Genomic DNA, 14,014 nt, shown 5'->3' on the forward strand with positions numbered 1-14,014 from the left:
GCCTTTGAACACTGATTAACTTAGGTCGTCAATCAGTGTTCAATGGTGGGAGTTGTATTTTTTAGTCTAGTTTTATTGAAGGCTGTGTTTATTCATTAACGATATTACTGAAAACCGAGCACTTGTTTAAGCGGCTTTAAATAACGACGAGATACTGGGACTTTTTCACCGCTGTGAGTGGTAACTTCGGCTCCTGTATCAAGTAATTCAATTTCTGAAATCGCCCTTGGTGCAAGTAAGTACTGTTTGTGACACCTCACCAATGGAGTTTTTTCTTCTAATACCTTTAACGTTAATTGAGTATGGCAATAGCTGTTACTGGCATTAACATGAATGCCGCCAACATCACTAAAAATGTATTCAACATCTTCGGTTGCAACCACTTTTAATTTATTGCCACAATAGCAAGGTAAGTGTTCGATATACTCAGGCGCAATGGATTGAATAGCTTGTGGAGCTAAATCATTTCTAACTTTGTCTATGGTTTGCTTAAAGCGATTATCTTCAATGGGCTTAAGCAAGTAATCAAATGCATTATTATCGAAAGCCTTAACGGCATATTCATCAAAAGCGGTGACAAATACCACTCGTGGCATGTTTTCTGGCGATAACATACTGATAAGTTCTAAGCCTGTAATTCTTGGCATTTGAATATCAAGGAATATCACTTGAGGCTGATGTTTATTAATAGCATGTAAGCCGTCAATGGCATTACTGCATTCTTCGATGATTTTAAAGTCAGTTTCTGATGCCAAAAGATCAGCTAACTGCTGGCGGGCAAAAGGTTCATCATCAATGATTAAACAGCTAATCATGACACATCTCCTGAATAAGGAAGGTGGATTGAAACACAGGTAAATTTATCTTCCTGGCATTCTACTTTCACGCCATATTGTTCACCGAATTGGTTTTGAATACGCTTATGAACAATGTTCATTCCAAGCCCTTCAGAACGCTCTGGAGGATTATACAAACCTGCATTATCAGTGACTTTTAATATCAACTCATCATTTATAGTTTCTGCAGTGACGGTGATGATGCCTTGTTCAATTAAATGCGAGGTACCATGTTTAACCGCATTTTCAATAATGGGCTGTAAGGTAAAAGCGGGCAGGCGCAGATGATGCAGGCTTGCGGGAATATTAATATCTAGTTGCAGCTTATCGATAAACCTTGCTCGCTCAATTGAGAGGTAAGCTTCAATGTGTTCAAGTTCATCACTGAGACTGACAAGGCCTGTGGTTCGTTTTAAATTGATCCGTAAAAACTGCGAAAGTTGCTGTAATAGTTGCTTTGCCATTTGCGGGTCACGTTTAATAATGGCGCTGATCGTATTTAAAGCATTAAATAAAAAGTGTGGATTGACCTGAGCTTGTAATAACTTAAGCTCTGATTGAGTCAATAAATTTTGTTGCTGCTCATAGCGGCCGAACAAGATTTGATTCGACATCAGCTTAGCTATGCCTTCGCCTAAGGTTTTGTTGATATTCAAAAATAACTTATTTTTAGGCTCATAAAGTTTGATGGTGCCAATCACTTCATTTTCACAGCGCAGCGGAATAACAAGGCTTGAACCTAAGCGGCAATTCTTACCTGTAATGGAGCAGGAGTAGCTGGTCTCTACGCCGTCAGCAAACATCACCGTGTTATTCGCTATGGCATCTAAGGTAATTTGTGAGGATATAGGAGTCCCCGGGATATGATGGTCGTCACCTATACCAATAAAAGCTAACAATTTTTCTCTATCGGTAATGGCCACAGCGCCCACTTGAGTTTCTTCAATGATAATTTGCGCGACTTTGCTGGTGGATTGTTGATTAAAGCCTTTAGACAACAAGCCGACACTGCGCTCAGCAATTTTTAATGCTTTAGTTGAGAAAGCTGAAGACAGTTTATCAAACATGGTTTTTTGATCGAGGATCATGCTCATAAACAATGCTGCACCTAAAGAGTTAACCAATAGCATTGGTGGCGCGATTGCTCTTACTAACTCTAAGGAGTGATCAAAAGGTTTGGCGACAAGTAAAATAATGCTCATTTGCATTAGTTCAGCACAAAAAGTGACTAAGAAAACTAACAGCGGATTGTAAATAAGCTCTAAATTGCCGCTACGTTTGAGGTAATAGCTGACCATTCCAGCTGAAAGGCCTTCTAATGTAGTTGAAATAGCACAGGCAAGGTCGGTAAATCCACCTAAACTGTAGCGGTGTAACCCACCAGTTAATCCAATAAAAAATCCTGTTACAGGCCCTCCTAACAAGCCGCCGAGTACAGCCCCCATTGCCCGAGTGTTCGCAATGGCACCTGTGGTTTGCTCACCAAAATAAGTTGCCATAATACAAAAGCTTGAAAACACCACATAAATGAAAATTTTATGGGGTAAGCGAGTTGATGTTTCGGCAAACATTTTGAACAAGGGAGTTTTACTGAATAGGTATACGATGACAAGGTACAGGCACATCTGTTGGGTCAGGAGGAGGATAAGTGCCATAGAAGTAGCCTATTGATTCAAACTTAAGGTATGGAAGCCGACAGTATATTAGCGCAATATAAAATGCTTAAGTGATCTTGGCGCAGCGACACTTAATGAGCAATTGTTTTTGTGTGATAAGTTAGCAAAGATCACATTTTGTATCAGTCATATTATTAGTAATAGTATCAATAACACTATTAACACTAGTAATAGAATGAGCATTAAGAAATTGAAACCTGCTTAAACAGGCTTTGTTGTCAGTAATGTTTCACTTTCCGGTATCTATATAAAATCGAATTCTAGCTTCAACTCCAAGGTTAAAACTCAAAGTTGTTATCAGGTGGTATAGCAAATAACTCTTCTGCAATGGCGCTAATTTCTTGCGCGGCTTTGCCTTCAGGATCTATCTCTAATACAGACGAGCCGCTTTCTTCGCTGTCATCGTAAATATTACGGTTAAAGGTCACCGCATTTAGCGCAGTGAGTCCGAATGATTTAACAACATCTTTAGCTTCTAGAATACGCTTGAACTGAGAGGGAAGTGCTGGACACTGACTGATGACAACAGTAGCCACCATTTTAGGATTAACCATTTTACAGGTACTGAGCATGTCTTCCATGTGCGGTAAGGTTTTTAAGTCTCTACGTTTTGGCCGCAGAGGAATAACGACATAAGTTGCCACTGACATGGCTGCGCGCATGGCAAGGTTATCTTGACCGCCACAATCGACAATAACGTAGTCAAAGCGTTCACCCAAGCTTAATAAATCATTACGGATTTTGCCGTAGAGCTGAATACAGTTAATTGGTTTTAAATCGGTTTGGGCGTTGCGGGCTTGTATCCAATCTGATGTGGTGCGCTGAGGGTCGCAATCAACCATTAATACATTAGCTTTAAAAGTGTCGGTAACATAAACAGCAAGGTTTTGAGCTAAACAACTCTTGCCGCTGCCGCCTTTTTCTCCACCTACCAGTATTATCATAGCGCTACCTTATTTGATGAGATATCTATCGCCCTAAATTAATCATAGTAGAAAATAACTCATTAAATCAGAAGTATTGAAATCAAAGGCAATAAAAGCTTTATATCAATAATCTAATTTATCATTATCTATCTCAGGCATTGCTGACGGTTGTTCAAAGTAATTGCAATGCAATATGAAAGCTTTGTGGATTGGCTTGTGTGCAGCGGCATACTTGCCCTTTAATGGTATTTTGTTTTTCTGTATTTTGATTAAAGGTGATAGCGATTAAATCCCCAAGTTCGAAAGCACTTTTGTAATCAATGAGGATCCCTTTGCGCGCTAAGTCAATACATACGCCGTAATCTTCATTAGGCTCACCGGCACTATCAATCCAATGTAAGAGAATACGCTCAGCTTCCATATCCACTCTTAATGAGTTTCGTTTTTCTTCAAATCCTGTTGGTTCATTAGACATTACCGCGTCACTCCGTGTTGGCTTTTGTTAATGCACATTATTTATGTACATTGTTTATGCACTCAATTAATACTAATCAACATCCATAAAAAAAGCGATAAGTTAGTCACTTATCGCTTTAATTATCAATATTTGTTTTGTGCTGATAGGTTACTGATTAATGATCTAAATCTTTACTCTTTGGGTATGGCAGTTTGAGCTGACCCCAGCGGATAACAATAACGGTGCAGGCCAGTACAATGGTAGAAATCGAAATGGCCAGAATTCGCCAGTCATCCATGCCTTTCATATCAAGAATTAAGTAACGGGCTAAGGCTACAATAGCGATATAAATCGGCATGCGGATTGGTAATTTACCTGACTCTAGATAGTTAACCACCATAGCTAACACTTCGAGATAGATGAACAGTAAGAGTAAGTCTGCCAGCTCGACTGTTCTGATTTCGAACATATGGAGGATTTCTTCGCCGATAGCAAACACGGTCGCAACGGAAATAATAAATAAAACGACGTGTTCAACGCTTTTTAGGCTTTTGATGCCTATTTGACGAAGGATAGGGAGCGGCATAATAATGTTATCTCTTATTTTAAATCTAATTGATAATTCAGTATATTCTGCTAGGAGCCAGTTTGCTGAGTGATCCAGATCAAAAAAGATAAATTTATATGATTTATACAATAAGCCATTGATAAATCGCAGACATAAAAAAACCGCCATTAACAATTAAGTTTGGCGGTTTTATGTTCTAACGGTATGTCGTTAGAAAAGCGATTAGCGTTTTAAGCCTTCATTCAATAAAGGGCGCATAATCTTAACAAGCTCAGAAGTTACTTTAGGCGAACCCGCTACAACGTTACCAGAAGCTAGGTAATTATGGTTACCAGTGAAGTCAGTTACCGTACCGCCAGCTTCACGACAGATTAAATCACCTGCTGCGATGTCCCATGGCTTAAGACCGATTTCGAAGAAACCGTCTAAACGACCAGCTGCTACATAAGCTAAATCTAACGCGGCAGAACCTGCACGGCGAATATCAGCACAAACTGGGAATACTTCACCAAGAATGTTCATGTAGGTTTCAGTGTGTTGACGAGACTTGAACGGGAAACCAGTACCAATCATGGTATTAGCTAGTTCATTTACACCAGTTACACGTAGACGGAAGTCGTTAACTTTAGCGCCTTGGCCACGTACTGCAGAGAATAACTCTTCGCGAACAGGATCGTAAATAACGGCAACTTCAATTTTGCCTTTATATTGTACTGCGATAGATACTGCGAAATGAGGGATACCACGAACGAAGTTGTTGGTACCATCCAAAGGATCGACTATCCATACATAATCTTTGTTAGAACCACGGTTTTCACCGTCTTCTTCGCCAACAATCGTGTGGTCTGGGTAAGACTTACGAATTTGGTATGTAATGGTAGCTTCTGCTTCCTTGTCTACACTTGTTACAAAGTCATTTAGACCTTTTGAATCAACTTCAACTTTGTCGAGTTCAGTATAGGCGCGCATAATAGTTTGGCCCGCAGCGCGTGCAGCGCGCGTGGCAATAGTCAGCATCGGATGCATAGCAATCCCCTGGATGTTAAAGAACGAATAAATCAGCCGCGTAATTATACGCATTTTGACAGGTTTATCAAATGCAGATTTTCATATAAGGAATTAATTGCTGCTTGTGTTACTATCCGCAAATAGTTTTTTAGACAAATAAAGTAGTTTCATGCTGAGTAATATACGCGTTGTTTTAGTAGGGACATCTCATCCCGGAAATATCGGTTCTACTGCTAGAGCCATGAAAACCATGGGCTTATCAAATCTGTACCTTGCAGAACCAAGAGTAGAGCCAGATGGTCAATCTATTGCACTTGCAGCAGGTGCCGCCGACCTGATTAGAGACGTCACCATTGTTGATTCATTATCTGAGGCCATTGAAGGTTGCAGCCTAGTCATTGCCACTAGTGCACGTAGCAGAACGTTAGATTGGCCAATGCTGGTTCCTAAAGAGGCGGGCGAGAAGTTAGCACTTGAGAGCCTAAAAGGTCCTGTCGCTATTGTGTTTGGTCGTGAAAACCACGGGTTAAGTAATGAAGAGCTGCAAGAGTGTACCTATCATGTTGCGATTCCTGCCAATCCTGAATATAGCTCGCTTAACTTAGCTCAGGCAGTGCAAATCATTTGTTATGAAACTCGTATGGCACATTTAGCGTTAGATGAAAAAGCGACTTTTGAAGAGGAATATCCACTCTCAGAAGACTTGCAACGCTTTTATGTTCATCTTGAGTCGACATTAACTAAGACCAATTTTATTATTAAAAATCATCCAGGTCAGATTATGACAAAGCTTAAACGCTTATTCAGCCGTGCTCGTGTTGAGACTGCAGAAATGAATATCCTGCGCGGTATTTTAACCTCGATTGATAAAAAAATGCCGCAAGAAGATAGTAGTAAAGACAAAGAGTCATAAACTGCTGTTAGTGTCATTTCTGTAACGATGAAAGTAAGAAATTTAAAGTGGTAAAAGAAGGACTGTGACATGGGCGTGATAGCGCGATTGAAGGAAGATATTGAATCTATTTATCACCGTGACCCTGCGGCGAATAGTAGTTTCGAGATTTTAGTAAATTATCCTGGCATGCATGCGATTTGGATTCATCGCATTAGCAATAAGCTTTGGAATGCCAAATGGCATTTGCTAGCACGATGTTTATCTACCTTCTCACGTTGGTTCACTGGTATTGAAATCCACCCTGGCGCAACCATTGGACGTCGATTTTTTATCGACCATGGTATGGGGGTTGTTATTGGTGAAACTGCCGAAATAGGCGACGACTGTACGCTTTATCATGGCGTTACATTAGGTGGCACCACTTGGCAAGCAGGCAAACGTCACCCAACGCTTGAGAACAATGTTGTTGTTGGTGCAGGCGCTCAAATTCTTGGACCAATTACGATGCACGACGGTGCAAGAGTGGGTTCTAATTCGGTTGTGGTTAAAGATGTTGCTAAAGAAACAACGGTTGTGGGAATTCCTGCCCGCGTAGTGGCAAGACCTTCTGAGCAAACGAAAGAACAAACTGAGCGCCGCAGTGCTATGGCGAAGAAGTACGGCTTTGATGCTTATGCGGTATCGCCTGATAACCCAGATCCAGTTGCAAGTGCCATTGGCCAGATGTTGGATCATATGCATTTGATGGACTCAAAAGTACAAGAGATTTGCCAAGCTGTACAAACCATGGGCGGCGAAGTCTGCACTGAAAAGTTACCTGAACTCAATGTTGATAACTTTACAGAAGCGGAACAAGAAGCGGCTGAAAAGCGTATTCAAGAAATTGATAAGTTTGATCCGATTATTTAATCTTTAGACTTGAAAAACACATAGTCGATACCCATTTAAAGGTATCGACTTTTTTATTTCTAAGTCGTCGGGTTTTCACAGTAATCAGTTTTTTTTGACATACTGCAGTTTTATCACATATTCGGTCAATTAATAGCTCTCTAGCATTGAATCTTGCGGTATAAAAAGGTTAAATACCCCTGCAAATTTTAAGACCTAAATTGTTAGACGCGAACGAGATATAATACTTGAGTGGTTTAGTGGGTTAAATACTTGACTAATTTACTCGGGTATGGTGAAATTGCCCTATAGTATATGGGAGCAAATAACGTTATGAAACTGACATCAAAAGGTCGCTACGCAGTGACAGCTATGCTGGACGTTGCTATTCACTCAGCCACCGGGCCAGTTCCCTTAGCGGATATCTCTGAAAGACAGGGAATATCGCTTTCCTATCTTGAGCAACTCTTCGCTAAGCTTCGTAAACATGGTCTTGTATCTAGTGTTCGTGGTCCTGGAGGCGGTTATCGTCTTGGACAAGAAGCGAACGATATCTCTGTAGGCATGGTCGTGCATGCTGTAGATGAGTCAGTTGATGCGACTCGTTGTCAGGGGAAAGGGAATTGCCAAAGTGGCTCCCGCTGTCTCACCCATTCTTTATGGGGAGATTTAAGTAAACAGATTTCAGAATTTTTAGATGGCATTACGCTTGCTGGATTAATGCATAAACGAGATGTTCAATTTATCTCTTTAAAGCAAGATGAAATGCAGAATGAGCACAGAGTTACTTTGTAGTTTTGTGTTGATGTATCGATAACAATATATGTACGTTGTAAGTGGTCACACAGATGACTACTCAGTACGGAGTGTATGATGAAGCTTCCTATCTATTTAGATTATGCCGCAACAACCCCTGTCGACAAACGTGTTGCCGACAAAATGGTCCAATTTATGACAATGGACGGTGTGTTTGGTAACCCTGCATCACGTTCTCACCGCTATGGTTGGCAAGCCGAAGAAGCAGTTGATATTGCTCGTAACCAAGTGGCTGATTTAATCAATGCCGATCACCGTGAAATTGTTTTCACATCTGGTGCGACTGAATCAAGCAACCTTGCTATTAAAGGTATTGCGCATTTCTATAACAAGAAAGGCAAGCATGTCATCACCAGTAAAACAGAACATAAAGCCACTCTTGATGCTTGTCGCCAGTTAGAGCGCGAAGGCTTTGAAGTGACTTACCTTGAACCAGGTGACAATGGACTTATTCCATTATCAGTGATTGAAGGTGCAATGCGCGATGACACAATTTTAGTGAGCATCATGCATGTAAATAATGAAATTGGTGTGATTCAAGACATCAATGCAATTGGTGAGTTATGTCGCTCAAAAGGTATTTTCTTCCATATGGATGCTGCACAAAGTGCAGGTAAATTACCGATTGACGTGAAAACAACCAAAGTAGATTTGATTTCAATCTCTGGTCATAAAATGTATGGGCCAAAAGGGATTGGTGCATTATACGTGCGTCGTAAACCACGTATTCGTTTAGAGTCTCAAATGCACGGTGGCGGTCATGAGCGCGGTATGCGTAGTGGCACATTAGCTACACACCAAATCGTTGGCTTAGGCGAAGCAGCAGCTATCGCTAAGCAAGATATGATTGAAGATAATGCTCGCATACTTCGTCTACGTGACAAGCTATGGGCTGGCATTAAGCATATCGAAGAAACCTATATCAATGGCGATATGGAACAACGCTACTGCGGTATCTTTAATGTGAGCTTCAACTTTGTTGAAGGTGAGTCATTAATGATGGCGCTTAAAGATTTAGCCGTATCATCAGGTTCAGCTTGTACTTCTGCAAGTCTAGAGCCTAGCTATGTACTACGTGCATTAGGCTTGAATGATGAAATGGCACACAGCTCAATCCGCTTCTCAATTGGTCGTTTTACCACTGATGAAGATATCGAGCATGCAATTAAAGTAATTGATGATTCTATCGGTAAGTTACGTGAAATGTCTCCACTTTGGGAGATGTTTAAAGATGGTATCGATCTGGACCAAGTTCAGTGGGCACATCACTAATACATTATTATCGATAGCGATAAACGGAGCAGAATTGTTATGGCTTACAGCGAAAAAGTAATCGAACATTATGAAAATCCACGTAACGTGGGTTCATTTGATAAGAATGATCCTTCAGTGGTAACAGGTATGGTTGGCGCACCAGCATGTGGTGACGTGATGAAGCTTCAACTAAAAATCGGCGAAGACGGCATCATTGAAGATGCTAAATTCAAAACTTACGGTTGTGGTAGCGCAATCGCTTCTAGCTCACTGGTAACAGAGTGGGTTAAAGGTAAAAGTGTTGATGAAGCAGCAACGATTAAGAATGCTGACATTGCTGAAGAACTTGCATTACCGCCTGTTAAAATCCATTGCTCTATTTTAGCCGAAGACGCTATTAAAGCAGCATTAGATGAGTACAAATCAAAGCAAGACAAGTAATACCGGAGTTAAGATGGCAATAACAATGACCCCAGCTGCGGCTGAACGAGTGAAATCTTTCCTAGTTAATCGAGGAAAAGGCTTGGGTTTACGCCTAGGGTTAAGAACATCTGGCTGTTCTGGTATGGCTTACGTGCTTGAGTTTGTTGATGAAGCTAACGATGATGATGACGTTTTTGAGATTGAAGGCGTTAACATCATTATCGATGCTAAAAGTTTTATCTATCTTCAAGGCATCGAATTAGATTTTGTTAAAGAAGGCCTAAACGAAGGTTTCCAATTTAACAACCCTAATGCCAAAGGTGAATGTGGTTGTGGTGAAAGCTTTACTGTGTAGTAAAGCCTCACTCTAATTTACCAATAAAGAGCATGATATCTGCCAATGAATTACTTTGAATTATTTCAAATAACACCTTCCTTTGATATCGACACCGCCAACCTTGCAGAGCGCTACCGCGAACTGCAAAGGGCGGTTCATCCCGATAAATTTGCTAACGAGTCTGAACAGCAAAAATTGCTGTCTGTGCAACGAACTGCGCAGGTTAATGACGGTTATCAAACGCTAAAAAATCCATTGCGACGTGCAGAGCACATGCTGAGTTTACGTGGCATTGATATAAGCCACGAAACCACCACAGTCAAAGATACCGCTTTTTTGATGCAGCAAATGGAATGGCGTGAATCCCTAGAAGATATCAAAGATAGTCAACAAGCTGATGAATCAATTGATGATTTGTACCAGTCATTTGCTGACTTTGAAAAGACACTTTCGCAATTACTTGCCCAATTATTAGCAGCCAATACAGATGAAAATAATTTATCTGCAGCGGATCAAATAAGAAAGCTAAAATTTATGGCAAAATTGCAGGATGAACTCGCAAGAATTGAAGATTCATTATTAGATTAACGATGTGCTCTGTTACTTTAGCAGGGCTTTTTATTATCTTTAGATGAATGTTGATTACTAAACAATTGGAATACTATGGCCCTTTTTCAAATCGCTGAGCCCGGTCAAAGCGCCGCGCCGCATCAGCACCGCCTTGCCGTGGGTATCGACCTAGGTACAACAAATTCATTAGTTGCGGCTGTTAGAAGTGGTGAAGCACTGACTTTACCCGATAGTGACAACCAGCATTCGCTACCTTCGGTTGTGCATTACGCTGTCGACAGTATCGAAACAGGCGAAGCTGCTCAAATTCACTCGGCTAAAGATCCTAAAAATACCATTGTTTCAGTGAAACGCTTTATGGGCCGAAGTCTTGCCGATATTCAAGCTGGTGAACATCAACTACCATACGACTTAACTGCCAGTGAAAATGGTTTACCTATTTTCAATACTGCTAATGGCGCAGTTAACCCTGTACAAGTTTCAGCTGAAATTCTTAAGCCGCTTATTGCTCGCGCTGAAAAAACCTTAGGTGGTGATTTAGAGGGCGTAGTGATTACTGTGCCAGCCTATTTCGATGACGCGCAACGCCAAGGGACTAAAGATGCAGCTGAACTTTTAGGTGTTAAAGTGCTTCGTTTATTGAACGAGCCAACAGCTGCTGCAATCGCATACGGTTTAGACACTAAACAAGAAGGCGTTATTGCCATCTACGATTTGGGTGGTGGTACCTTTGATATTTCGATTCTGCGTCTTAATCGCGGCGTATTTGAAGTCTTAGCGACTGGCGGTGACTCTGCGTTGGGCGGCGATGATTTCGACCACCTTTTACAAGCACATTTACAGCAAGCTTTAGGGCTTAATGAGCTTTCTGCCTCTTTATCGCGTCAGTTATTAATTGAGTCACGCCGAGTGAAAGAGCAATTAACCAATGCAGATACTTGTATTGCGTCTGTCACGCTAGATAATGGCGATACGGTTAATACTGAAGTTTCAAAAGCAGAGTTTGAATCGTTAATTACATCACTGGTTAAAAAGACTATCGCAAGTTGTCGCCGTACATTGCGCGATGCTGATGTTACTGCTGATGAGATTATTGAAACCGTCATGGTAGGCGGTTCTACCCGCGTACCATTAGTGCGTGAGCAAGTTGAGAGCTTTTTCAAAAAAGCACCACTGACGTCTATTGACCCAGATCGTGTTGTTGCCATTGGCGCAGCGATTCAAGCTGATATTCTAGTGGGCAATAAGCCAGAATCAGATTTGTTATTACTTGATGTTATTCCACTATCACTTGGTATCGAAACCATGGGTGGTTTAATTGAAAAAGTCGTTACGCGTAATACCACCATTCCTGTTGCTCGCGCTCAAGAGTTCACGACATTTAAAGACGGCCAAACGGCAATGGCTTTTCATGTTGTACAAGGTGAACGTGAGCTAGTAGATGATTGTCGTTCATTAGCGCGTTTTACCTTAAATGGTATTCCTGCATTAGCTGCAGGCGCAGCGCATATTCGGGTGACTTTCCAAGTGGATGCTGATGGCTTGTTGAGTGTTACAGCGATGGAAAAATCAACTGAAGTTAAAACCACGATTCAAGTTAAGCCTTCATTTGGTTTATCTGATACTGAAATCGCGACTATGCTAAAAGACTCAATGAAACATGCGAAAGATGATATCACTCGTCGAATGTTAGCTGAGCAACAAGTTGAAGCTTCAAGAGTGGTAGAAACCTTGAGCGCAGCATTAGCCAAAGATGCAGATTTACTCAACCCGCAAGAGCAAGCTGAGATTAATACCGCCATTGAACAGTTACAATTAACTGCTCAGGGTGAAGATACCGACGCTATTGAAAAAGCGATTGAAGCATTAGATGCACAAACTCAAGAGTTTGCTAATCGTCGTATGGACAATTCAATTCGAGCAGCGCTGAAAGGTCAGTCTGTCGATAATATATAGGTGATGAAATGCCACAGTTAGTTTTTTTACCACATGAAGAGCTGTGTCCAGATGGAGCAGTTGTTGAAGCCGAAGTTGGCGAAACCATTTTAGATGTTGCATTAAAAAATGGCATCCACATTGAACACGCCTGTGAAAAGTCGAATGCATGTACTACGTGTCATTGTATTGTTCGTGAAGGCTTTGACCAACTTGAAGAAAGCGATGAGTTAGAAGACGATATGCTTGATAAAGCATGGGGCTTAGAGCCTGAGAGCCGTCTTTCTTGCCAAGCTAAAGTCGTTGATTGCGACTTAGTCATTGATATTCCTAAGTACACCGTCAACATGGTGTCTGAAGGACACTAAGCTAGATTCTAACTTAGAATATGAAAGGGCAATAACAGCAATGTTATTGCTCTTTTTTGTTTATTCATATTTGTGTAGCTTTGCTTCTGAATAGCAAAGGGGCAAGTGTGTTTTAGCCGTTCGTCATAATGCGTTTTATCCAACATTAATTTTTAGCAAGAGATTGGCTTTATTGAATTGACGTCCAAAAGTATTGACAAGTAACAAGATTAATTTGAATGTTAATCTTCTGCTCATGTTATCTTTAGTATGATTATGTCATCGGGTTTGTCGTTCTGATTTAATTGAGTTTATTGGCTTAGTATTTAATCTTTAGTTTTAATCTTTAGTTTTTAAAATGGGGTTATATGAAATTATTGTTGGTCGAAGATTCTGAAGCATTACGCCGACCAGTGGTCAAAGCCTTAAAAGCATCTGGATTTGCTGTTGATGCAACAGGTGATGGGCAAGAAGGTTTATGGATGGCTTTAGAGCAAGACTATGATGTCATCATTCTGGATATTATGTTGCCTGGTTTAGATGGGCGCGAAGTGCTTAAAAAGCTACGCGAGGCCAACAATGAAACCCCAGTGCTGTTCTTAACGGCAAAAGATTCTATTGAAGACAGAGTCGCAGGTCTGCGTTTAGGTGCGGATGACTATTTAGTGAAGTCTTTTGCCATTGAAGAGTTGATTGCTCGAGTTGAAGCATTAGCTCGACGTAAATATCAGCATCGCTCGCCGAAACTGGTGGTTGCTGATCTTGTATTGGATCGTTCTGCCAAAACGGTAATACGTGCCGAACAGTCTATCGTTTTACCTTCTCAGTTGTATGCATTATTAGAGTACTTGATGTTGCACACTGATAGCGTTATTTCTCGCACGCAAATAGAACAACATATTTATGATGAACAAGTCTCTCCGACGAGTAATGTTGTCGACACTGCAATATGTGCGTTAAGAAAAGCCATTAGCGTACCAACATCTAGCGCACCGCTTATTCATACTCGAAGAGGTATGGGTTATATCATTAGCCCACAAAAACCATGAAGAGTATTCGAAGTAAGCTTTTAATATGG

Annotated in this window: 16 protein-coding genes; 10 read left to right on the top strand and 6 right to left on the bottom strand. The window is 40.9% G+C overall.

Annotation, left to right across the window (positions count from 1 at the left end; genetic code table 11):
- Positions 1-104: 104 nt before the first annotated feature.
- The 6 genes from btsR to suhB all read right to left on the bottom strand — a co-directional run bounded on the left by btsR (position 105) and on the right by suhB (position 5,489).
- Positions 105-815 (bottom strand): two-component system response regulator BtsR, encoded by a 711-nt coding sequence (btsR, locus tag AC0L4E_RS06395; RefSeq protein ID WP_473678496.1) that lies wholly within the window; start codon positions 813-815, stop codon positions 105-107.
- Complete coding sequence (locus AC0L4E_RS06400; protein ID WP_473678497.1) at positions 812-2,491, bottom strand: LytS/YhcK type 5TM receptor domain-containing protein; 1,680 nt, start codon at positions 2,489-2,491, stop codon at positions 812-814. The genes btsR and AC0L4E_RS06400 overlap by 4 nt, the downstream gene beginning before the upstream one ends.
- 299 nt (positions 2,492-2,790) lie before the next feature.
- Positions 2,791-3,456 (bottom strand): AAA family ATPase, encoded by a 666-nt coding sequence (locus AC0L4E_RS06405; protein WP_473678498.1) that lies wholly within the window; start codon positions 3,454-3,456, stop codon positions 2,791-2,793.
- A 154-nt stretch (positions 3,457-3,610) separates the two neighbouring features.
- A complete protein-coding gene (locus AC0L4E_RS06410) occupies positions 3,611-3,913 on the bottom strand; it encodes a PilZ domain-containing protein (protein ID WP_220755112.1) in 303 nt (100 codons plus the stop codon).
- A gap of 157 nt (positions 3,914-4,070) precedes the next feature.
- Complete coding sequence (locus AC0L4E_RS06415; protein ID WP_299570276.1) at positions 4,071-4,481, bottom strand: phosphate-starvation-inducible protein PsiE; 411 nt, start codon at positions 4,479-4,481, stop codon at positions 4,071-4,073.
- Positions 4,482-4,685: 204 nt separating this feature from the next.
- Positions 4,686-5,489 carry an inositol-1-monophosphatase gene (gene suhB, locus AC0L4E_RS06420; protein ID WP_220755114.1) on the bottom strand — a complete coding sequence of 268 codons (804 nt, stop codon included), beginning with the start codon at positions 5,487-5,489 and terminating at the stop codon, positions 4,686-4,688.
- Between the two features lie 151 nt (positions 5,490-5,640).
- On the opposite strand from suhB, the gene trmJ reads away from it, so the two are divergent.
- From trmJ to AC0L4E_RS06470, 10 genes are all read left to right on the top strand, one after another.
- A complete protein-coding gene (trmJ, locus tag AC0L4E_RS06425; protein ID WP_285164894.1) occupies positions 5,641-6,384 on the top strand; it encodes a tRNA (cytosine(32)/uridine(32)-2'-O)-methyltransferase TrmJ in 744 nt (247 codons plus the stop codon).
- Positions 6,385-6,453: 69 nt separating this feature from the next.
- Positions 6,454-7,275: a serine O-acetyltransferase gene (gene cysE, locus AC0L4E_RS06430; RefSeq protein ID WP_473678499.1), complete on the top strand. Its 822-nt coding sequence runs from the start codon at positions 6,454-6,456 to the stop codon at positions 7,273-7,275.
- Between the two features lie 312 nt (positions 7,276-7,587).
- Positions 7,588-8,049 (top strand): Fe-S cluster assembly transcriptional regulator IscR, encoded by a 462-nt coding sequence (gene iscR / locus AC0L4E_RS06435; protein ID WP_220755117.1) that lies wholly within the window; start codon positions 7,588-7,590, stop codon positions 8,047-8,049.
- A gap of 78 nt (positions 8,050-8,127) precedes the next feature.
- The gene (locus tag AC0L4E_RS06440; protein ID WP_220755118.1) at positions 8,128-9,342 is read left to right on the top strand and encodes an IscS subfamily cysteine desulfurase; all 1,215 of its coding nucleotides are present in this window, start codon (positions 8,128-8,130) and stop codon (positions 9,340-9,342) included.
- Between the two features lie 39 nt (positions 9,343-9,381).
- Positions 9,382-9,765, top strand: coding sequence for a Fe-S cluster assembly scaffold IscU (iscU, locus tag AC0L4E_RS06445; protein WP_102526360.1), 384 nt, complete (start codon positions 9,382-9,384; stop codon positions 9,763-9,765).
- Positions 9,766-9,778: 13 nt separating this feature from the next.
- Positions 9,779-10,102, top strand: coding sequence for an iron-sulfur cluster assembly protein IscA (gene iscA / locus AC0L4E_RS06450; protein ID WP_102526361.1), 324 nt, complete (start codon positions 9,779-9,781; stop codon positions 10,100-10,102).
- A gap of 45 nt (positions 10,103-10,147) precedes the next feature.
- Entirely contained in the window at positions 10,148-10,672 is a 525-nt protein-coding gene (hscB, locus tag AC0L4E_RS06455; protein ID WP_473678500.1) for a co-chaperone HscB, read from the top strand.
- 75 nt (positions 10,673-10,747) lie between these two features.
- The gene (gene hscA / locus AC0L4E_RS06460; protein WP_473678501.1) at positions 10,748-12,610 is read left to right on the top strand and encodes a Fe-S protein assembly chaperone HscA; all 1,863 of its coding nucleotides are present in this window, start codon (positions 10,748-10,750) and stop codon (positions 12,608-12,610) included.
- Between the two features lie 8 nt (positions 12,611-12,618).
- Positions 12,619-12,957, top strand: a complete 339-nt coding sequence (gene fdx / locus AC0L4E_RS06465; RefSeq protein WP_102526364.1) for an ISC system 2Fe-2S type ferredoxin — start codon at positions 12,619-12,621, stop codon at positions 12,955-12,957.
- A 347-nt stretch (positions 12,958-13,304) separates the two neighbouring features.
- Positions 13,305-13,985: a response regulator transcription factor gene (locus tag AC0L4E_RS06470; RefSeq protein ID WP_473678502.1), complete on the top strand. Its 681-nt coding sequence runs from the start codon at positions 13,305-13,307 to the stop codon at positions 13,983-13,985.
- Positions 13,986-14,014: the final 29 nt, after the last annotated feature.

The organism is Shewanella sp. GJ50-10, assembly GCF_055808815.1.